This is a genomic window from Paenibacillus spiritus (assembly GCF_008710135.1).
Classification (GTDB): domain Bacteria; phylum Bacillota; class Bacilli; order Paenibacillales; family Paenibacillaceae; genus Paenibacillus_AQ; species Paenibacillus_AQ glufosinatiresistens.
The window spans coordinates 1-17,988 of sequence record NZ_VYKK01000017.1; the positions used below are offsets into that span (position 1 = coordinate 1).

Annotated in this window: 18 protein-coding genes and 7 tRNA genes; all 25 read left to right on the forward strand. The window is 59.9% G+C overall.

Annotated elements, in window-relative coordinates; all coding sequences use genetic code 11:
* Positions 1-62: 62 nt before the first annotated feature.
* The 25 genes from F4V43_RS12995 (at position 63) to F4V43_RS13115 (ending at position 17,892) form a co-directional block, all read left to right on the forward strand.
* Positions 63-154, forward strand: a tRNA-Ser gene (locus F4V43_RS12995).
* Positions 155-179: 25 nt separating this feature from the next.
* A tRNA-Met gene (locus tag F4V43_RS13000) sits at positions 180-256 on the forward strand.
* Positions 257-265: 9 nt separating this feature from the next.
* A tRNA-Val gene (locus F4V43_RS13005) sits at positions 266-341 on the forward strand.
* A 37-nt stretch (positions 342-378) separates the two neighbouring features.
* Positions 379-454, forward strand: a tRNA-Thr gene (locus F4V43_RS13010).
* A 14-nt stretch (positions 455-468) separates the two neighbouring features.
* Positions 469-545, forward strand: a tRNA-Asp gene (locus tag F4V43_RS13015).
* Between the two features lie 18 nt (positions 546-563).
* Positions 564-636: transfer RNA gene (locus F4V43_RS13020), tRNA-Phe, on the forward strand.
* Between the two features lie 8 nt (positions 637-644).
* A tRNA-Tyr gene (locus tag F4V43_RS13025) sits at positions 645-730 on the forward strand.
* A gap of 141 nt (positions 731-871) precedes the next feature.
* Complete coding sequence (locus tag F4V43_RS13030; RefSeq protein ID WP_150458687.1) at positions 872-1,795, forward strand: NAD(P)/FAD-dependent oxidoreductase; 924 nt, start codon at positions 872-874, stop codon at positions 1,793-1,795.
* A 192-nt stretch (positions 1,796-1,987) separates the two neighbouring features.
* The gene (locus F4V43_RS13035; RefSeq protein ID WP_223879884.1) at positions 1,988-2,962 is read left to right on the forward strand and encodes a PucR family transcriptional regulator; all 975 of its coding nucleotides are present in this window, start codon (positions 1,988-1,990) and stop codon (positions 2,960-2,962) included.
* Positions 2,963-3,060: 98 nt separating this feature from the next.
* Positions 3,061-4,182, forward strand: a complete 1,122-nt coding sequence (locus F4V43_RS13040; RefSeq protein ID WP_150458688.1) for an ABC transporter ATP-binding protein — start codon at positions 3,061-3,063, stop codon at positions 4,180-4,182.
* 219 nt (positions 4,183-4,401) lie between these two features.
* Positions 4,402-5,340, forward strand: a complete 939-nt coding sequence (hprK, locus tag F4V43_RS13045) for an HPr(Ser) kinase/phosphatase (protein ID WP_150458689.1) — start codon at positions 4,402-4,404, stop codon at positions 5,338-5,340.
* Positions 5,341-5,352: 12 nt separating this feature from the next.
* Positions 5,353-6,441: a prolipoprotein diacylglyceryl transferase gene (lgt, locus tag F4V43_RS13050; RefSeq protein WP_150458690.1), complete on the forward strand. Its 1,089-nt coding sequence runs from the start codon at positions 5,353-5,355 to the stop codon at positions 6,439-6,441.
* Entirely contained in the window at positions 6,442-7,095 is a 654-nt protein-coding gene (gene ppaX, locus F4V43_RS13055) for a pyrophosphatase PpaX (RefSeq protein ID WP_150458691.1), read from the forward strand.
* On the forward strand, positions 7,092-7,628 hold the full coding sequence (locus F4V43_RS13060; protein ID WP_150458692.1) for an acyltransferase: 537 nt from the start codon (positions 7,092-7,094) through the stop codon (positions 7,626-7,628). The genes ppaX and F4V43_RS13060 overlap by 4 nt, the downstream gene beginning before the upstream one ends.
* The gene (locus tag F4V43_RS13065; protein WP_150458693.1) at positions 7,629-8,810 is read left to right on the forward strand and encodes an acyltransferase; all 1,182 of its coding nucleotides are present in this window, start codon (positions 7,629-7,631) and stop codon (positions 8,808-8,810) included. It begins immediately after the preceding gene.
* A 391-nt stretch (positions 8,811-9,201) separates the two neighbouring features.
* Positions 9,202-10,416, forward strand: coding sequence for an ATP phosphoribosyltransferase regulatory subunit (locus F4V43_RS13070; protein WP_150458694.1), 1,215 nt, complete (start codon positions 9,202-9,204; stop codon positions 10,414-10,416).
* A gap of 22 nt (positions 10,417-10,438) precedes the next feature.
* Positions 10,439-11,074 carry an ATP phosphoribosyltransferase gene (gene hisG, locus F4V43_RS13075; protein ID WP_150458695.1) on the forward strand — a complete coding sequence of 212 codons (636 nt, stop codon included), beginning with the start codon at positions 10,439-10,441 and terminating at the stop codon, positions 11,072-11,074.
* 36 nt (positions 11,075-11,110) lie between these two features.
* Positions 11,111-12,418, forward strand: coding sequence for a histidinol dehydrogenase (hisD, locus tag F4V43_RS13080; protein ID WP_150458696.1), 1,308 nt, complete (start codon positions 11,111-11,113; stop codon positions 12,416-12,418).
* Positions 12,408-13,010, forward strand: coding sequence for an imidazoleglycerol-phosphate dehydratase HisB (gene hisB / locus F4V43_RS13085; RefSeq protein ID WP_150458697.1), 603 nt, complete (start codon positions 12,408-12,410; stop codon positions 13,008-13,010). The genes hisD and hisB overlap by 11 nt, the downstream gene beginning before the upstream one ends.
* A 2-nt stretch (positions 13,011-13,012) precedes the next feature.
* Entirely contained in the window at positions 13,013-13,630 is a 618-nt protein-coding gene (gene hisH, locus F4V43_RS13090; RefSeq protein WP_150458698.1) for an imidazole glycerol phosphate synthase subunit HisH, read from the forward strand.
* 71 nt (positions 13,631-13,701) lie between these two features.
* Entirely contained in the window at positions 13,702-14,442 is a 741-nt protein-coding gene (hisA, locus tag F4V43_RS13095; protein WP_150458699.1) for a 1-(5-phosphoribosyl)-5-[(5-phosphoribosylamino)methylideneamino]imidazole-4-carboxamide isomerase, read from the forward strand.
* A 63-nt stretch (positions 14,443-14,505) separates the two neighbouring features.
* Entirely contained in the window at positions 14,506-15,264 is a 759-nt protein-coding gene (hisF, locus tag F4V43_RS13100; protein WP_150458700.1) for an imidazole glycerol phosphate synthase subunit HisF, read from the forward strand.
* Entirely contained in the window at positions 15,261-16,034 is a 774-nt protein-coding gene (gene hisIE, locus F4V43_RS13105; protein ID WP_150458701.1) for a bifunctional phosphoribosyl-AMP cyclohydrolase/phosphoribosyl-ATP diphosphatase HisIE, read from the forward strand. Before hisF ends, hisIE begins: the two co-directional genes overlap by 4 nt.
* 21 nt (positions 16,035-16,055) lie before the next feature.
* Entirely contained in the window at positions 16,056-16,877 is an 822-nt protein-coding gene (gene hisJ, locus F4V43_RS13110; RefSeq protein WP_150458776.1) for a histidinol-phosphatase HisJ, read from the forward strand.
* Between the two features lie 55 nt (positions 16,878-16,932).
* Positions 16,933-17,892, forward strand: a complete 960-nt coding sequence (locus F4V43_RS13115) for a ribose-phosphate diphosphokinase (protein ID WP_150458702.1) — start codon at positions 16,933-16,935, stop codon at positions 17,890-17,892.
* Positions 17,893-17,988: the final 96 nt, after the last annotated feature.

Sequence of the window (17,988 nt, forward strand, 5' to 3'; positions counted from 1 at the left end):
AAAGAAGTTGCAATGTGAGTTTCGGATCCGGTTTTCAGGCGATCAAGCCTGGACCATTGGATGGAGAGATACCCAAGTGGCTATAAGGGGACCCTCTGCTAAGGGGTTAGACTGCGTAAGCGGTGCGAGGGTTCGAATCCCTCTCTCTCCGCCATCCTCAATTTTATAGTTCTTCGTATGGCGGCGTAGCTCAGCTGGCTAGAGCGTACGGTTCATACCCGTGAGGTCGGGGGTTCGATCCCCTCCGCCGCTACCATACATACCTGGAGGCTTAGCTCAGCTGGGAGAGCATCTGCCTTACAAGCAGAGGGTCGGGGGTTCGAACCCCTCAGCCTCCACCACTCATTTAGTGAGTGGTAAGTACGGAATTAGTAACATGCCGGTGTAGCTCAATTGGTAGAGCAACTGACTTGTAATCAGTAGGTTGGGGGTTCAAGTCCTCTCGCCGGCACCATTGTAATCAAATGCGGAACCGTGGTGTAGAGGCCTAACATGCCTGCCTGTCACGCAGGAGATCGCGGGTTCGAATCCCGTCGGTTCCGCCATTTTTTACAACCGAATATGGCTCGGTAGCTCAGTCGGTAGAGCAGAGGACTGAAAATCCTCGTGTCGGCGGTTCGATTCCGTCCCGAGCCACTTTTTATGGAGGCTTAGCGAAGTGGCCAAACGCAGCAGACTGTAAATCTGTTCTCGTACGAGTTCGGTGGTTCGAATCCATCAGCCTCCACCAGTTATATAAATGACAAGCTGTCCTTTTCGAAGGACGGCTTTTTTGTTGTCTCTGCTTGGGGACAGACCGGCAAGGGAGTTTAAAATAACCGGATTCGTTTAAATATAAGATAATCCAAATGTGAAATGAGGAATTTCTTCCATGATATATGATACCGTAATTGTCGGCGGCGGCTTTGCCGGTCTGCAAGCGGCCATTCAGTTAGGCCGCTATTCGGCGCACCGGATTTTGGTCGTCGACAAAGGCGCGGGCCGCTCTTCCATTTGCAGAAGCTATCATAATATCCTTGGCTTCCCGGATGGCATCTCCGGGGAGGAGTTGCGTTCCAGGGGGCGGCTTCAGGCGGAGCGGGCCGGCGTGCTTTTTGCAACGGATACTATTATAAAGGCCGGCAAGCAGGGGGAACAATTCGAACTGGAAGGCGCCGAGGGGAAGCGATACAAAGCAAGAACTGTTCTGCTGGCGACGGGGATCATGGACCGTTATCCCTCTCTGCCCGGTCTCACGCGCTGTCTGGGAAGATCCGTCTATGTCTGCCCGGACTGCGACGGCTTCGAGATTCAGGGCCGGAAGACGGTACTGCTTGGTTCCGGGACGGCCGGATATCAGATGGCGCTGATTCTGGCTGCGCGCACAGACGACTTGACCTATCTCAATCACGAGCGGCAGCCCCTGTCTGCCGAACAGCTTGAACGCCTGGAGTCTCTGGGGGTACGCTACTTGGAACAGGCGGCCGCTGCCATTGAGGAAGAGGACGACGGGATGCTTACCGGCGTTCGGCTGGAGAGCGGTGAGAGGCTGGAGGCCGAGCGCGGGTTCATTGCTTTTGGCGGGAATACGGTCCACTCCGAGCTGGCGGAACAATTGGGACTCGAACTTCACAAGAACAAGCATGTGGAAGCCGACTCACGGTCGCTTACGACGAATGTGGAAGGGGTATGGATTGCAGGCGACCTCGGCGTGCATGCCGAGCAGGCAACGGTAGCCATGGGCGAAGGGGCCATCGCCGCCATCTGGATCAATAAGCACTTGCAGAGGCTTAAAGGTACGGATCCGTTCCATTGAGATTTCTACTCATTCGACAAAGTGTGATAAAATAATGAAAAAAGCAAAAGTGGTGGGGCGCAGGTGGCAATGAACAGTGAAACGCTACGGCTTAGGCTTGGACAAATTACCGGAAGAAATACGGGGATTGAGTTGATGGGGAAGCAGCAGGCTGCTTCTCTTTTTGGCGTAGAGGAACAGGGGAGCGCTCCAGTGTTAGCAGGCGCCCGGCTGTGGGTGCGGCTTCACGAGCAGGAAGGCAAGACCACGGCACTCTGGATTGACGGCGAAGGGTTGACCGCGCTGGAACAGGAACTGATTTCGCTGGCCGCAGCCAACGTGGTTATGGCTCCGACATTATCATCGGCTCACAAAGAAGAAGGAGAAACGGAAGCCAGAGAATTGGGGGCCTGGCTGGAACGGCAGCTCGAGCAGGATCAACGCGATGCCGAGATCCCGGAGGAGATGGGGCTAAAGAGCCGGACATTCGGCAGCATGATTCCTTTTCTGCTGGTGAGCGAGACGGTAGGGGCCCCGGAATTGACTTACGGCTCGCTGATGAAGCTGGTGAGGAGCTATCTGGACAAAACGGCTCTGCTGATTCCGCTGCAGGACAAGGAATGGCTGGTGTTGGCCCGGGAAGAGCTGCTCACCGGAAGCGAAGAGAAGGAAGAAGACGAAGACTACGATACAAAGGATCTGCTCGCTCAGGCGGCGATGGGGCTGCACGAGCTGATCGCCTCCGAGTGGGGCGGCCTGTTCCATCTGGGGGTCGCGCCGGCCATGGTTCCGGCCAAGGAGCTGGTAGGCAGTACGGCGCTTCTGCGTGAGACGCTGATATTGGGGCGGATTTTTCAGATAGGGGAATACATTCATTTGCCCTGGAGGCTTCACCTGGAGCGGCTGGTCAACAGTATCCCGGAGTCCCGGCGGAGACTTCTGCTGGAGCAGTTCGGCCAGTTCGCCTCGGTGATGGCCGACAAGGAAATGCTGCTTACGCTCGAAACGTTCTTCGAGATGGAGTGCAATGTGAGCGAGACCGCCAAGAAGCTCTACATTCACCGCAATACGCTCCTGTACAGGCTTGACAAGATCAAGCAGGAGACCGGCGCCGATGTCCGGGTATTCGGGGATGCGGCTATTGTGAAGCTGACGCTGCTATTGTATAAAGTGACGAAAAGGAAATAGGTTTTTTGTGAACGTTACAAATAGCGTTTACATAAAGACTGGGGTAAGATAGGACTATAAGTTATTGCGAATTTATTCCGATTCAAGGGGGAAGTTCAATGGCAGGCGTACGTTTAGAGCATGTGTTCAAGAAATACCCGGGTTCCGATAAAGCCACGGTTATCGATGTCAACCTCGACATTAAAGATAAGGAATTCCTCGTACTCGTCGGTCCTTCCGGCTGCGGGAAATCCACGACTCTGCGCATGATCGCCGGTCTGGAAGAAATTTCGGAAGGCAAGCTGTTCATCGGCGACCGCGTTGTGAACGACGTAGCCCCGAAAGACCGCGATATCGCGATGGTGTTCCAGTCCTACGCCCTGTACCCGCATATGAGCGTGTACCAGAACATGGCGTTTGGTCTGAAGCTGCGCAAAGTCAAGAAAGACGAGATCGACAAGAAAGTACGCGAAGCTGCCAAGATCCTCGATATCGAGCATCTGCTTGAGCGCAAGCCGAAGGCGCTTTCCGGCGGTCAGCGTCAGCGTGTTGCCCTGGGCCGCGCAATTGTACGTGATCCTCAAGTGTTCCTGATGGACGAACCGCTGTCCAACCTGGATGCCAAGCTGCGCGGTCAGATGCGCGCTGAAATCACGAAGCTCGTAAAACGTCTTGAAACGACTTGTATCTACGTAACGCATGACCAGACGGAAGCTATGACCATGGGCGACCGCATCGTCGTTATGCAGGACGGCATCATTCAGCAGGCCGCTTCCCCGGAAGAACTGTACAACTATCCGGAGAACCTGTTCGTAGCAGGCTTTATCGGTTCCCCGACGATGAACTTCATTCATGGTACGCTGTCCGAGTCGAACGGAGCCGTTCGCTTCAAAGCCGAGAACCTGGACGTAGAAGTTCCTGGCGGCAAAGCCCAGACGATTCGCAGCAAAGGCTATATCGGCAAGGAAGTCATCATGGGCGTTCGTCCGGAAGACATTCACGAAGAGCCGGTATTCCTGGAAGCTTCGCCTGGAACGATCTTCACTGCTCTGGTTGACGTTACCGAGAACCTGGGCCATGAAATGCTGCTCTACCTGAGCGGCGTAGGCAAAGATACCGTAATCGCCCGTGTGGACGGACGTTCGACGACTCGCGAAGGCAGCAAGCCGAAACTCGCAGTCGACATGAACAAAATTCACCTGTTCGACAAGGAATCCGAGCTGAACATTCTGCTGGGATAAGAATCGGCAGCCCGCCGATTGAATATGAAGGCCGCGTCTTCCGATGAGGAAAACGCGGCTTTCTTTGTCTTGCTGCCCCCGGTACAGCATGATTGCAATAGCGCATGGTATCCGATAAGATAACAGGAGAATTACCAACTGTCAGAGAGCTGGAATCCGTCCGGAAATTGCGGAGAACGGATCGCCACCAAGCTGGGCGACGAAAGGAAGAATTAGAAGATGGCCAAGAAGGTTAAGGTATCTGAGCTGGTACAGCATTTTCAGTTGGAGGTCATATCGGGACACGAGGGCCTGAAACGGCCGATTACAGTGGACGATTTGAACCGTCCCGGCCTGGAGATGGCCGGTTATTTTGAATATTATCCCGAAGACCGCGTGCAATTGCTGGGCAAGACAGAGCTGGCATTCTTCAGCATGCTGCCTACCGAGGAGCGGGAAGCCCGGCTTCGCCGGATCTGCGACGACCGGACGCCGTGCATTGTCATTACACGCGGGCTGGAAGTGCCGCAGGAACTGATTGGCATCAGCAACGAGAAGCAGCTGCCGGTTCTTCGCAGCGCGATGGCGACCACAATTTTCTCCAGCCGATTGACCAGCTTCCTGGAAGGAAGACTCGCGCCGACAGCAACCATTCACGGCGTGCTCTGCGATGTATACGGAGTCGGTATGCTGATTACGGGGAGCAGCGGCATCGGGAAGAGCGAGACGGCGCTGGAGCTCGTCAAACGCGGCCATCGGCTCATCGCCGATGATGCGGTAGAGATTCGCCAGACTTCCGATAACCAGCTGCACGGCACGGCGCCGGAGCTGATCCGGCATTTGCTGGAAATCCGCGGGGTCGGCATTATCAATGTCATGACGCTGTTCGGCGCCGGAGCTATCCGCAACCATAAGCGGATCACGCTCGTTGTCCGTCTGGAAGCCTGGCAGCAGGACAAGCAGTACGACCGTCTGGGGCTGGACGAAGAGACGACGCGCATTATTGATACCGATGTGCCCCTCGTAACCATACCGGTCCGCCCGGGCCGAAATCTGGCCGTCATTATCGAAGTAGCGGCGATGAATTACCGGTTGAAGCAGATGGGCTTCAATGCAGCGATGCAATTCACGCAGAAGCTGACGGCGACCATTTCGGAAGATATGGATGATCTCGATTAGGGGGTAAGCATAATGCATGGATTTCCGCTCGCACTGGACCCGATCGCCTTCTCGATCGGTGCGCTGAAGGTGCATTGGTATGGATTGATTCTGGGTCTGGGCGCGCTTACCGGGCTTTACCTGGCGATTCGGGAAGGCCGCCGCTTCGGGATGCCGCAGGAGTTCTTCATGGATCTGCTGCTGCTGGGCGTGCCGTCCGCCATTGTAGGGGCGCGGATATATTTTGTGGCGTTCAAGTGGGAGGACTATAAGAACAATCTAATTGATGTCTTTAAAATCTGGAATGGCGGCATTGCCATTTACGGAGCACTTATCGGCGCTATTATCTGCGCCATTCTGTACACGCGCAGCAAAGGCTATTCGTTCTGGCGAATCGCGGATATATGCGCGCCTTCGCTTCTGGCCGGTCAGATGATCGGCCGGTGGGGCAACTTTGTCAACCAGGAAGCCTATGGCGGACCGGCGACCGAGACCTTTTTGAGAGACAAGCTCCATCTTCCGGACTTCATTGTAGACCAAATGTACATAAACGGCGCCTATCATCATCCGACCTTCCTCTATGAATCGCTGTGGAGTCTGGTCGGCATCGCCGTGCTGTTCATTCTCCGTCGCCAGAAATTCCTGCGCGCCGGTGAGCTGTTCATGTCCTACTTCATCTGGTACTCCATCGGACGTTTCTTCATTGAAGCGCTGCGGACAGACAGTCTGGGCTTCAACGGCAGCACAGGAGTTGCCTCCATGCTGAATACGCTGTGGAAGCCGATGGAATGGATGGGATTCGAGCAGGGCAGCTTCGACCCGAACTACGGCAATATCCGGACCTCTCAGCTGCTGGCGCTGCTCCTTGTTGTAGCCGCGGTGGCGATTATCATCATTCGCCGGGTTACCGGGGCGGCCCAGGCCCGCTATCTGGACCCGATTGTGTCTTCGAAGCAGCAGCCCGAGGGACAAGAAATGGCATCCCCGGCCGCCCCGGATCGTGTTCCGGATCGTTCGGCTGCGCAAGGTGAGCCAAGCGAACAGTCAGGACTCGCCAAGACCAAAGACCAAGAGAAGACCGGGACGGCTTCGCCGCCGGATCAGCCCGAGGAGAAACGGTAAATGATAAGTTGCATGCTGTTCGATCTGGACGGAACGATTGTAAACACGAACGAGCTGATTCTCAGCTCGTTCCGTTATGCGCTGGAGACTCACCGTCTTCCGCTGCCGACGCGGGAAGAAATGATTCCCCACATGGGGACGACCCTGAAGCATCAGTTGACGGCGTTCACCGGACGAACCGAGGTGCAGGAGCTGGAAGAGGCCTACCGGTCGTATCAGAATGAGCATCATGATCGGTTGATTCAGGCTTTTCCGGGAGTGGATAAGACGCTGGAGGAACTGCATCGCCGGGGCGTGAAGCTGGGTGTGGTAACGACCAAGATCCGGCCGACGACCATTCGGGCGCTGGACATGTTCGATCTGGCAAAGTATATGGAGACGATTGTAACCGTCAATGAGGTTACGCATCCCAAGCCGCATCCGGAGCCGGTGCTGACGGCGCTGCGGCAGCTTGGGGCAGCCCCGGGGAAGACGCTGATGGTCGGCGACAGTCCGGCGGATATCCAGTCGGCGAAGGCGGCAGGCGTGCTCTCCGCCGGCGTGGCCTGGTCGCTGAAGGGGCCGGAGACGCTCAGACGCTATGAACCCGACTATATCATTGAAGAGATGGGCGAGCTGCTGGCCCTTGCTGCGGGAGGACGGGGGAGCCAGTGAGAAGGACGACCTCATATCCCGTAGAGAGCGAGAACTCGCTGTGGCATATTTACCGGAGCGTGAGCCCCTGGAAGGGGATCAAGAATTTTATCTGGATTCAGTTGTGCCGGTACTGCCCGAATCTGAAGGTGAAGAACTGGATTTACCGCCATGCGCTTGGTATGAAGGTCGGGGAGCATACGGCTTTTGGCCTGATGGCGATGGTCGATGTGTTCTTTCCGGAGAAGATTACGATCGGCGACAATTCAATCATTGGCTATAATACAACCATTCTGGCCCACGAATACTTGATCGACGAGTATCGGCTGGGCGAAGTGGTGATCGGCAGCCGGGTCATGATCGGAGCCAACACCACGATTCTCCCGGGAGTGACAATCGGAGACGGCGCTGTAGTGGCGGCGGGGTCGGTTGTACACCGGGATGTGCCGCCCGGGGCGAGAGTCGGCGGGAATCCGCTGCGGGAGCTGAAGCCGGCAAGCCGGTCAGAGGCTGCGGCGGACCTCCACTCGGACAGAGATGAGGAGGAATCTTAAATGGCATCCAAAGAACGCATTCCGCAGCTGGATATATTCCGGGCCATCGCGATTCTCGCGGTGCTGGCTATCCATGCAACCTCGCGGACGCTGGCGGAGACGCTGAACACACCGCTGTTTCACCCTTTTCTGTACATCAATAAATTCAGTCAGTTCGCCGTGCCGTCCTTTGTCTTCCTCAGCGGCTTCGTGCTGTTCTACAATTATATCGACCGGCCGCTGGGAGGGCGCACGCTGCTTACGTTCTACCGGAAGCGCCTGACATATATCGTAGTTCCGTATGTCGTCTTCTCGCTTCTCTACTACGGACTGAAGCTTCAAGCCGGACATGCCTGGGGAACCCCGGCAGGGGAGATGGGGGCCAAGCTGTTCAAGTATTTGTGGACGGGTACGGCGTATACGCATCTGTACTATATTGTCATCATTATTCAGTTCTATGTGTTGTTCCCGCTCTTCCTGTGGGTGCTGCAGAAGAACCGCCGCATCGCCGCCTGGGCGCCGCTGGCCGGTCTCGCGCTGCAGTGGGGCTTCGTCGTGCTGAATAAATATATGGTTCGCCATGATCTGTGGCATCTGTCCAAGGGGAGCCTGTCCATCTCTTACTTCTCCTACTTCCTGCTGGGGGCGGCGATCGCCGTCTACTACCCGACCGTCAAAAGCTGGCTCGTCCCGTCCCCCGGTTCCAAGGGCAGGGGCCGGACCGGACTCTGGGCGGTTCTGTGGCTGCTGTGGCTGGCCGCCGGCATCGTTCATGTGGAGCTCTGGTATACGACGTACACGGACAAAACGGTCATCAACAGCTTCTGGTACGAAGGATTCGCCAATGCCCACGCGCTGCTGTCGTGCCTGATCCTGTTCCGGCTGTCCTTCCTGCTGTACGGAGCGGGACGGAGCCTGTTCACCCGCCTTCTGGTATCGGCGGGGGCCTGTTCGTTCGGGATTTACCTGATGCATCCCGCCGTTCTGTATGTGTATCGGCGGATTGATTTTCACGGCGGCTACGCCGCCTATTCGCTGGCAATCCTCGGCGGATTCCTGTCAGCCCTGCTGATCTCCTGGGTGGTCGTGGCGCTGGCCTTCCGCTATGTGAAGCCCGCTTGGATTCTGTTCGGCTCGGCGCCCCGGCGGTCCGCGAAGAATCGTACCGATGCCGGCGTCCGTTCGGCTGGCAAGACCGGATAGCCGGTTGGTCCCAACGGCAGGAGACGACTGCCGGGTCCCCGATAGGAGCCCGTTCCCGCTTGAAGCTTGGCGGGAACGGGCTTTTTGACTAGCCATTACCGGTTCTTGGGAAATGCGGGCGCGAGAAGCCCGGGAAATATTTCAGACCCGGAAGGGCCGCAAGGGAGGAAGAACACCCCGAAAGGGGAATTGTAAAGAAGAGCCAAGCGCCGCAATTGACGGAACTTCACAGGCCGTGGTACCATAGTAAAAATCCTTTACTTTACTACCACTTTACCATAATAAAGCGATTGTCCGGAGTGAGTGGTGCGGTAAAGCGGATATTCCGGCAAGTGAACAACGAACCAACGGCCCGAAGGCCGATTCGCATATGGATGAGGTGAATCCCGACATGTCGAAACCGAAAGGCTTCGAGAAGCCGGTCGGCGTACGCGATTATTTGCCCCGCGCCGTCGGCAAGCTGCGCAAGATCGAGAATGATGTGCTGCAATGCATGAGCCTCTGGGGCTACCGTCAGATCATGACGCCCACGCTGGAGTATTACGATACGGTCGGAGTGGCCAGCTCCACTTCCGATCAGAAGCTGTATAAACTGCTGAACAACCGCGGCCAGGCGCTGGTGCTGCGTTCGGAGATGACGGCGCCGGTGGCCCGGGTGGTCTCTTCGCTGCTCCGGGACGAGCCGCTTCCGCTGCGGCTGTCGTATCACGCCAATGTGTTCCGCGCCATTGAAGAAGAAGCCGGCCGCGAGGCGGAATTCTACCAGACCGGCGTGGAGCTGGTCGGGGACGACTCGGCGGAGGCGGACGCCGAGGTCGTGGCTTTGGCCATCGCTTCGCTTCAGGCGGCGGGGGTACGGTCTTTTCGCATTGCGATGGGCCATGTCGGCTTCCTGAACGGTCTGTTCCAGGAGACGCTGCCCGGACAGCCGCAGGCGCAGGAAGAGCTGAAGAGCCATCTGCTGGGCCGCGACTATGTGGCCTTCCGCGAGACGTTGGAGCGGCTCGCGCTGCCGGGCAATCTGAAGGAAGAGATGGAGGGCCTGCTCCGGCTGCGGGGCGGCAAGGAGATCTGCGGCCAGGCGCTGTCGCTGAGCGGCGACCCGCTCGCCCGGGAATCGATCCTGCATTTGTGCCGGGTATGGGAAGTGCTGGAGGCCTACGGCGTCTCTGAGCATGTGCTGATCGATCTGACGATGATCGGGGACTTCAGCTATTACACCGGCATGACCTTTGAGGGCTATGCTTCGGACCTCGGATTCCCGGTATGCAGCGGGGGCCGATATGACAATCTGCTGAAGCAGTTCGGCCGGGATGTGCCGTCCACCGGCTTCTCGCTCAAGACGAACCGGATTCTGGACGGCGTGCCGGAGGAGGCCGCGGCGGATACCGCGCTGCCGGTGCTGGTTCGGTACGAGGCGTCCCGGCGGCGGGAAGCGCTGGAGGCGGCAGCCCGGCTGCGGGCGGAGGGCAGAAAGGTCATCACGCGGCTTGTTGCGGCGGCCCGCGAAGGGAGTTCAGCGGCGGCTAGCGAGGCGGCAGCTCCGGCAGAGGAATACGCCGAGGTCGTGACCTATGCCGCTCCCGCTGCGAACAGAGCGGAATAGAAGACACAGGGAGGCGGCGGAAGTGGCACAGGTATTGAAGGTAGCGATGCCCAAGGGGCGGATTTACGATAAAGCGGCGGCGCTCTTCCGGGCGGCGGGACTGCCGGTTCCGGAAGATGCCGAAGCGACCCGCAAGCTGGTGATTCCGGTACCGGAGGCGGGGATGGAATTTATTCTGGCCAAGCCGGTCGATGTGCCGACCTATGTGGAATACGGCGTGACGGATATTGGCATCGTCGGCAAAGATGTATTGCTGGAGGAAGACCGGGACGTCTACGAGCTGCTCGACCTCGGCATCGCGCGGTGCCGGATGTCCATCATCGGCCTGCCCGACTGGAAGCCGGGCATTCAGCAGCGGGTGGCGACGAAGTATCCGAATGTAGCCTCGCGGTATTTCCGCGAGCAAGGCCAGCAGGTCGAGGTCATCAAGCTCAACGGTTCCATCGAGCTGGCCCCGCTGATCGGGCTGGCTGACCGGATTGTGGATATGGTGGAGACGGGACAGACGCTGCGCGAGAACGGGCTGGTGGAGCTTCAGAGCATCTTCGGCATTACGAGCCGGCTTGTGGCGAACCGGGTCAGCTACCGGATGAAGAATGCGGAGATTCAGCAGCTGTGCGACCGGCTGGAGCCCGTCATCCGGGCTGCGCAGCGGTAAGTACGGGAGAGCGGGAGCAGAAGGGGGAAGCGGGCAGTGAAGATAGTAACGGCAAGCGAGTTTGAACTGCGGCGGGATGTGGATTACGGCACACCGGAGCAGAATGCTGCGGTCCGGGAAATTGTGGCCGGGGTCAAAAAGGAAGGGGACGCCGCGCTGTTCCGCTATACGGAGCGGTTCGACGGCGTCCGGCTGGATGCCGGAGGCATCCGGGTAACGGAGGTGGAGCTGAAGGCGGCGTATGAAGAGGTGGAGCCTTCATTCGTGAAGGCAATCCGGGGAGCGGCGGACAACATCCGCACTTTCCATGCCCGGCAGAAGCGCAACTCCTGGATGGATCTGCAGCCGGACGGCAGCGTCCTGGGCCAGATCATCCGGCCGCTTCAGCGGGTCGGAGTCTATGTTCCCGGCGGGAAGGCTGCCTATCCTTCCTCGGTGCTGATGAATGTCATCCCGGCCCAGATCGCCGGGGTTCCGGAGATCGTCATGGTAACCCCGCCCGCGACCGGCGGCAGAGAAGGCATTGATCCGTATATTCTCGTGGCGGCCGCGGAAGCGGGTGTAAGCGAGATCTACCGGATCGGCGGCGCGCAGGCGATAGCCGCACTGGCCTACGGCACGGAGTTGGTCCCTCCGGTCGATAAGATCTGCGGGCCCGGCAACATCTATGTCGCGCTGGCCAAGCGCGAGGTGTACGGGGCCGTCGATATCGACAGCATCGCCGGGCCGAGTGAAATTGTGGTGCTGGCGGATGATACCGCCGAGCCGGCCTACGTCGCCGCGGACCTTTTGTCGCAGGCGGAGCACGACGAGATGGCCTCGGCCCTTCTCGTCACCCCGTCCCAGCGGCTGGCGGACCAGGTCGCCGCCGAAGTGGAGCGGCAGCTTGCCGCGCTGCCGCGCGAACCGATCGCCCGCGCCTCGGTGGAGGCGTACGGGGCGATCATTGTGACCGGGTCCCTGGAGGAAGGGATTGCGGTGGTGAACCGGCTGGCGCCGGAGCACCTCGAAATCGTGACGCGGGACCCGATGGGCCTGACCGGCGCGATCCGGAACGCCGGCGCGATCTTCCTCGGCCCGTACAGTTCGGAGCCGGTGGGCGACTATTGGGCCGGGCCGAATCATATTATTCCGACGAACGGGACGGCGCGGTTCTCGTCGCCGGTGGACGTCGATGATTTTATCAAGAAATCAAGCCTGATCTACTACAGCCGGGAGGCGCTTCTGCAGAACGGCGCTGCCATCATGGAGCTGGCGCGCCGGGAAGGGCTGGAGGGCCACGCGCGGGCGATAGAAATCCGGCTGGAGCGCGAAGCGAAAGGGGAAACGAGCCATGGAGAATAAGGAATCGAGCAGACAGGCGGCGCTGTCCCGCCGAACGAACGAGACGGATATCAAGCTGTCTCTGGCCGTAGACGGCAGCGGGCAGGCGGAGCTGAACACGGATGTGCCCTTTTTGAACCATATGCTGGACCTGTTCACGAAGCACGGACAGTTCGATCTGGACGTGACGGCCAAGGGAGACATTGAGATCGACGATCACCACACGGTGGAGGACATCGGGATCTGTCTCGGCCAGGCGCTGCGGGAGGCGCTCGGCGACAAGGCGGGCATCAAGCGGTATGCCAGCGTGTTCGTGCCGATGGACGAGTCGCTGGCCCAGGTGGTCATCGACATCAGCAACCGGCCGCATTTCGAGTACCGGGCGCAGTATCCCTCTTCCCAGGTCGGCAGCTTCTCTACGGAGCTGGTGCAGGAGTTCCTGTGGAAATTCGCGCTGGAGGCGCGCATTACGCTCCACGTGATTGTGCATTACGGCAGCAATACCCACCATATGATCGAGGCGGTGTTCAAGGCGCTCGGCCGGGCGCTCGACGAGGCCACGTCCATCGACCCGCGGGTCAAGGGCGTGCCTTCGACGAAGGGAGTGCTGTAAATATGGCGGTCGCCATCGTAGACTATGGCATCGGCAATCTGCACAGCGTCGCGAAGGCGATTGAACGGCTGGGGCAGGAAGCGCTGGTAACCGGCGACGCTGCCGAGATTCTGGCGGCTGACCGGGTTATCCTGCCGGGCGTAGGCGCGTTCGGAGATGCGATGGCGCATCTCCGGGACACCGGGCTGGATCAGGCGGTGCTCGAGGTAGCCGCCGAAGGGCGGCAGCCGCTGCTGGGCATCTGCCTGGGGATGCAGCTGCTGTTCACCCGGGGCGAGGAATACGGCGCCCACGAGGGCCTCGGCCTGCTGCCGGGCCGCGTGGTCCGGTTCGAGCCGCGCGAAGGCTACAAGGTGCCGCATATGGGCTGGAACCGGCTGCGGTTCCTTCAGCCGGAGCACCCGCTGCTGGCGGGGCTGGACGAAGGGCATGTGTACTTCGTCCATTCCTATCATGCCCTGGCGGAAGAGCCGGGAGATGTGCTGGCGGTGTCGGATTACGGACACCCGGTAACGGCAGTCGTCGGGCGCGGGAGCGTGATGGGCATGCAGTTCCACCCGGAGAAGAGCGGGGAGCCGGGGAGACGGCTGCTGGAGAACTTTATGAAGCTGGAGCTGTAGCGAAAGAAGGCGGCGGAACCGATTGGGGCCGGCCGCGCGGGGAACCAATACAGGGAAGCGGGGGAACGGCCATGTCATCATTCATCGTATATCCGGCCATCGATATTCTGGGGGGCAAATGCGTCCGGTTGAAGCAGGGGGACTATAATCAGGAGACGATCTACCACGAGAATCCGCTGGAGGCGGCCAAAGCCTGGGAGGCGCAGGGAGCGAAGTACATTCACCTGGTTGATCTCGACGGGGCAAAGGCGGGTCATCCGATCAACGATGCCGTCATCGGGGCCATTGCTTCGGTCGTGAATGTGCCGGTGCAGGTCGGAGGCGGGCTCCGCTCGCTGGCCGATGTGGAGCGCCTGTTCGCGGTCGGCGTCAGCCGGGTCATTATCGGCACGGCGGCGATTGAGGATACGGCCTTCACGGAAGCGGTGCTCGCGAAATACGGCGACCGGGTCGCCATCGGTATCGACGCCAAGGACGGCTACGTGGCGACGCGGGGCTGGCTGAATCTCTCCGAGGTGCGGGCCGAGGATCTGGCGAAGTCGCTGGCGGTCAAGGGAGCCGAGACATTCATCTATACGGACATTTCCCGGGACGGCATGCTCCAGGGGCCGAATGTGGAAGGAATTCTGTCGATGGCGAAGGCCAGCGGGAAGACGGTGATTGCTTCGGGCGGGGTCAGCGCGCTGGACGATCTGCTGCGGCTGAGCGCCCACAGGGATGCGGGAGTCGGCGGGGCCATTGTCGGCAAGGCGATCTATACGGGCGCAATCTCGCTGCCGGAGGCGCTTGGAGCGCTGGAGCCCCGGGCTTAGGCGAAGGCACAGTGAGCTGGGCAGAGAGCAGAATAGAGAGAAGAGGAAGAGAGGAGGGACCCCATGCTGGCAAAACGGATCATTCCCTGCCTGGATGTGAAGGACGGGCGGGTCGTCAAGGGCGTGAATTTTGTGAATCTGCGGGATGCCGGCGACCCGGTGGAGCTGGCGGCGCTGTATGACCGCGAAGGCGCCGACGAGCTGGTGTTCCTGGATATATCCGCCTCGGTGGAGGGGCGGGCGACAATGATCGAGGTCGTGCGGCGGACGGCCGGAGAGATCTCGATCCCGTTCACGGTCGGCGGCGGCATCTCGTCGCCGGAACATATGAAGGCGATTCTGCGGGCCGGCGCCGACAAGATCGGGATCAACACGGCGGCGGTGACGAACCCGGCGCTGATCGCGGAAGGCGCGCAGCGTTTCGGCTCCCAGTGCATCGTGCTGGCCCTGGACGCCCGGTTCAATCCCGAGTGGGGCGAGTGGGAGGTGTACACCCACGGCGGACGCAAGCCGTCGGGTCTGCGGGCGTTAGCGTGGGCCAGGGAAGCCGAAAGGCTGGGAGCCGGCGAGATTCTGCTGACCAGCATGGATGCCGACGGAACGAAGGACGGCTTCGATCTGAAGCTGACGGCGGCCGTTGCGGACGCGGTCGATATTCCGGTCATTGCCTCCGGCGGAGCGGGCCGGGAGGAGCATTTTTACGAAGTCTTCACGCAAGGGAAGGCCGACGCGGGGCTTGCGGCGACCATCTTTCATTATAAGGAAATTGCGATCGGCAAGCTGAAGGCCGACCTGAAGAACAGAGGAGTGGAGATTCGATGAGCGACGGACGACAGGAAATCGGCAGCCAGACTTACGGGGCGCCGGGAATCCGCTGGAACGGGGACGGGCTGGTTCCGGCCATCGTGCAGGATACCGATACGCGCGAGGTACTGATGCTCGCCTATATGAACGAACAATCGCTTCAACTGACGCTGGAGAGCGGAGAGACCTGGTTCTGGAGCCGCTCCCGCAGCGAGCTCTGGCATAAAGGGGCCACCTCCGGCAATACGCAGCGGGTGGACCGGGTCCTGTACGACTGTGACGGCGATACGCTGCTCGTGCTGGTGCGTGCGGACGGACCGGCCTGCCATACCGGGGAGAGAACCTGCTTCTTCCGGGAACTGCCTCCGGCAGAAGAACGGCAGGACAAGCAGCAGGGCGAGACGCCCTCGCTGGGCGGGCTTGTCCCTTCGGCTGCGGATGGGACGAATGCGGCGAGCACGGCGCAGGCGGCTTCCTCGGAAGGCGCGGGACGTTTTGCCGTGCTGGCGGAGCTGGAGCGGGTCATTGCCGAACGGGAGACGGCGCGGCCGGAAGGCGCGTACACGACGTATTTGTTCGACAAGGGCGTGGACAAGATTCTGAAGAAGGTCGGCGAAGAGGCTTCGGAGACGATTATCGCCGCGAAGAACAAGGATAATGCCGAGCTTCGGCTGGAGGTCAGCGACTTGATCTACCATCTCTTGGTCCTGCTGCAGGAGCGCAAGCTGCCGCTTGATGAGATTATGGCGGAGCTGAGCGCCCGGCACGAGCGTCCGCGCCGCGATTAGAAGGAGGCTTGAACCATGGCCGTGTTGATCGATTATCATACCCATCATGAGCGCTGCGGACACGCCTCAGGCAAGCTGGAGGATTATGTGCGACGGGCGATTGGGCTCGGTTACAGCCAGCTTGGGCTGTCCGACCATCTGCCGCTTCTTCACGTCGACCCCGACCGCTATTATCCGGAGATGGCGATGCCGCTGTCCGAGCTGCCGCGCTATGTGGAGGAGTGCCTCGAGCTGCGGGAGAAGTACCGGGGAAGCATCGAAATCCGGGTCGGTCTGGAAGCCGATTATATCGAAGGCTATGAAGAGGAGATTGCGCGGGTGCTGGAGCCGTATCCGTGGGATTATCTGATCGGCTCGGTCCATTTTCTGGGAGAATGGGACATCACGGATTTCCGGCAGACGGCGGGCTGGGAAGGCCGCGATCCGCTGGAGGTCTATCGGGCCTATTACCGGGCGGTGAAGCGTTCGGCGGCAACGGGGATGTATGATATCATTGGACATATGGATGTCGTCAAAAGATTCGGCTTCGGCCCGGACACGGAAGAGGGCCGCGCCGAAGCCCGGGAGCTGGCGCTGGATGCGCTGCGGGGCATCGCCGCTTCCGGCGCCGCCATGGAGCTGAACGCTTCGGGCCTCACGAAGCCCTGCAAGGAGATGTTCCCCGCGCCGTATCTGCTGCGGGAGGCGCGGGCGCTCGGCATACCGCTGACGCTGGGCTCGGATGCGCATGATCCGGCCAAGCTCGGCGAAGGCCTGGACGCCGCCCGGGCGCAGCTCCGGGAGATCGGCTTCACGGAGCTGGCGGTATTCGAGGGACGGCGCCGGTCGGCGGTCCCGCTGTAGGTTCCCGGCGGAGCCGGTTCAAGTATCGGTATTTTCAAAAAAGGGAGGACCCATGATGGCGGATTTCCAGCAGCCTCATCTGCGCATTTTCTCCGGCTCATCCAACCCGAAGCTGGCTGCGGACATTGCCCAGCGCCTCGGGGTAGAGCTCGGGCCGATCAAGCTTACCCGGTTTCTCAGCGGGGAGATCTATGTCCACTACGAGGAGAGCATTCGCAACTGCGATGTTTTCCTAGTGCAGTCGCTGTCGCATCCGATCAACGAGCTGTTCGTCGAGCTGCTTGTAATGATCGATGCCGCCAAGCGCGCCTCGGCGCGGACGATCAACATTATTGTGCCGTACTACGGCTACGCCCGCCAGGAGCGGAAATCGGCTCCGCGGGAGCCGATCTCGGCCAAGATGGTCGCGGATGTGCTGACGACCGCCGGAGCGACGCGCGTGCTGACGATTGATCTGCACGCCGCGGCGATTCAAGGGTTCTTCAATATTCCGGTCGACCATCTGACCGCGCTTGATCTCATCAGCGGTTATCTGAAGACGAAGGGGCTGCGGGATGTGGTCGTCGTCTCTCCCGATGCGGGGCGGGCCTCGATGGCGGAGAAGCTGGCCAGCCGGCTGGATTCGCCGTTCGCCATTATGATCAAGAAGCGCCCGGCTCACAATGAATCGGTCATCACGCATGTCATCGGCGATGTCGAGGGACGAACGCCCGTCATTATCGAGGATCTGATCGATACCGGAACGACCATCGTGAATGTGGTCGAAGGACTGCTGGAGCGGGGCGCGAACAAGAGCATTATCTGCGCCACCCACGGACTCTTCTCCGGGCAAGCGCTGGAGAAGCTGAGCCATCCGGGCATCGAGGAGGTTGTCGTCACCGACTCGATTGCGTTGCCGGAGACGCACCCGGACACCTTCAAGGTGCTGTCCGTAGCGACGATTCTCGCCCGGGCGACCCGGATTATCATGGAAGGCGGATCCATCGACAAGCTTCGGGAGGACGCGGGCATCTAGAGCCCGCGTTTTTTTGCGGCCGTCCCGCCAGATGTGCTGTCTTCCCGCTTAACTGAGCCTCTTGCCTTTCCGCCCGCTTCCCCATGTTGATCTTCA

Excerpts from the sequence above, each read along its gene's own strand:
- F4V43_RS13115 (WP_150458702.1), top strand. The coding sequence starts at position 16,933 with ATGGCGGATTTCCAGCAGCCTCATCTGCGCATTTTCTCCGGCTCATCC.
- hisH (WP_150458698.1), top strand. The coding sequence starts at position 13,013 with ATGGCGGTCGCCATCGTAGACTATGGCATCGGCAATCTGCACAGCGTC.
- F4V43_RS13065 (WP_150458693.1), top strand. The coding sequence starts at position 7,629 with ATGGCATCCAAAGAACGCATTCCGCAGCTGGATATATTCCGGGCCATC.
- hisIE (WP_150458701.1), top strand. The coding sequence starts at position 15,261 with ATGAGCGACGGACGACAGGAAATCGGCAGCCAGACTTACGGGGCGCCG.
- lgt (WP_150458690.1), top strand. The coding sequence starts at position 5,353 with ATGCATGGATTTCCGCTCGCACTGGACCCGATCGCCTTCTCGATCGGT.
- ppaX (WP_150458691.1), top strand. The coding sequence starts at position 6,442 with ATGATAAGTTGCATGCTGTTCGATCTGGACGGAACGATTGTAAACACG.
- hisF (WP_150458700.1), top strand. The coding sequence starts at position 14,506 with ATGCTGGCAAAACGGATCATTCCCTGCCTGGATGTGAAGGACGGGCGG.
- hprK (WP_150458689.1), top strand. The coding sequence starts at position 4,402 with ATGGCCAAGAAGGTTAAGGTATCTGAGCTGGTACAGCATTTTCAGTTG.
- hisB (WP_150458697.1), top strand. The coding sequence starts at position 12,408 with ATGGAGAATAAGGAATCGAGCAGACAGGCGGCGCTGTCCCGCCGAACG.
- F4V43_RS13070 (WP_150458694.1), top strand. The coding sequence starts at position 9,202 with ATGTCGAAACCGAAAGGCTTCGAGAAGCCGGTCGGCGTACGCGATTAT.
- F4V43_RS13030 (WP_150458687.1), top strand. The coding sequence starts at position 872 with ATGATATATGATACCGTAATTGTCGGCGGCGGCTTTGCCGGTCTGCAA.
- hisA (WP_150458699.1), top strand. The coding sequence starts at position 13,702 with ATGTCATCATTCATCGTATATCCGGCCATCGATATTCTGGGGGGCAAA.
- F4V43_RS13040 (WP_150458688.1), top strand. The coding sequence starts at position 3,061 with ATGGCAGGCGTACGTTTAGAGCATGTGTTCAAGAAATACCCGGGTTCC.